This window comes from Dyadobacter crusticola DSM 16708, from assembly GCF_000701505.1.
Taxonomy (GTDB): domain Bacteria; phylum Bacteroidota; class Bacteroidia; order Cytophagales; family Spirosomataceae; genus Dyadobacter; species Dyadobacter crusticola.
In genome coordinates this window covers 1-1224 of the sequence record NZ_JNJB01000043.1, presented here as the reverse complement: position 1 = coordinate 1224, position 1224 = coordinate 1, and the positions used below count along the sequence as shown (strand labels likewise).

Annotated in this window: 1 pseudogene; it reads left to right on the top strand. The window is 45.0% G+C overall.

The window, feature by feature from the left end:
- Positions 1-283: 283 nt before the first annotated feature.
- A pseudogene (locus Q369_RS0122005) lies at positions 284-1224 on the top strand (gliding motility-associated C-terminal domain-containing protein); the annotation flags it as partial.

The window sequence follows — 1224 nt, the reverse complement described above, 5'->3', positions numbered from 1 at the left end:
CCAGTACTACTATGAAGCAAGGGTCCGCTTCGAATCCACAAAAAGACAAAGCCAGCCTACCATACTTAAAGGTTGGGTGCAGCTTATGAGGTAAGTAAGACGTAGAACAGAGCGCCAGTTGAAATAGTATAGGGATATCATTGAAGAGTTGTTTGGTAAGTTTATATAATCACATATATTCGCTTTGAACGCACACATTTCGTGTGAATTTTCGTTCATCTAATTAGTTGAAAAGTGATTAACAGGCTTCAAAACCTCTATCTCATAGCTTGATTTAACATTTATGCGCTCTGCTTTACGACTTCTACTATATACTTTCTCGCTTTGCTTCCTGTTTTCCGGCTTTGACGTAATGGCCACGCACATTCGTGCCGGAGAAATTACAGCAAGGAGAATTTCAGGCCTCACCTATGAGCTCAAACTCACCGCCTATTTTGATATGCAAAACGGGGAAGGTGCGGCAAATGCTCAAAACAGAATCTTTTTTACAGTTGGAAACGTCCAGTCTTCTGGTACCCCCGTCGTTCTTGAAGCGCCGAGAGTTGAAAATCCGCCACCGAACATTGGAAATAACACAACCCGCAATACTTATATTATAAACTATACATTTCCGACGGCAGCAGCTTACAGGATTTCATTTGAAGAGGATAATAGAAATAATGGTATCCTGAATATCGGGCCTCCTCCTACACAAAACCTTAATTTTTACGTCAGTACCATTCTGGAAATCAATCCGCAGTTCGGTGCTAACCAGACTCCGGTTTTACTGAATGCGCCTATTGATCTTGCAGCAGTAGGACAGCGCTACATTCACAACCCGAATGCATTTGATGCTGATGGTGACAGTCTCGCGTACCGCCTTTTTGTACCACAAAGAAGTGGGGTAAATGGCGCAGGTATCAATTTGCAATATGTAAATCCTAACCAAATCGGCGCGCCGGGACGCACAGAGGCCGGGGCTACGCCTGCTAATTTCAGTATTAACGAACTTACAGGTGATCTCATCTGGGATGCACCGGTTACAAAGGGTTATTACAACGTTGCATTCATCGTAGAAGAATGGCGGGACGGAGTGCTGATCGGCCAGATTGTACGGGATATGCAAATTATCGTTGACGATGCGCGCAATGACCGGCCCTTAATGGACCCGCTGGACGACATTTGCGTGGAAGCCGGCACTTTCATCAACCAGCAGATCAGGGCCACAGACAAGAATGGCGACAG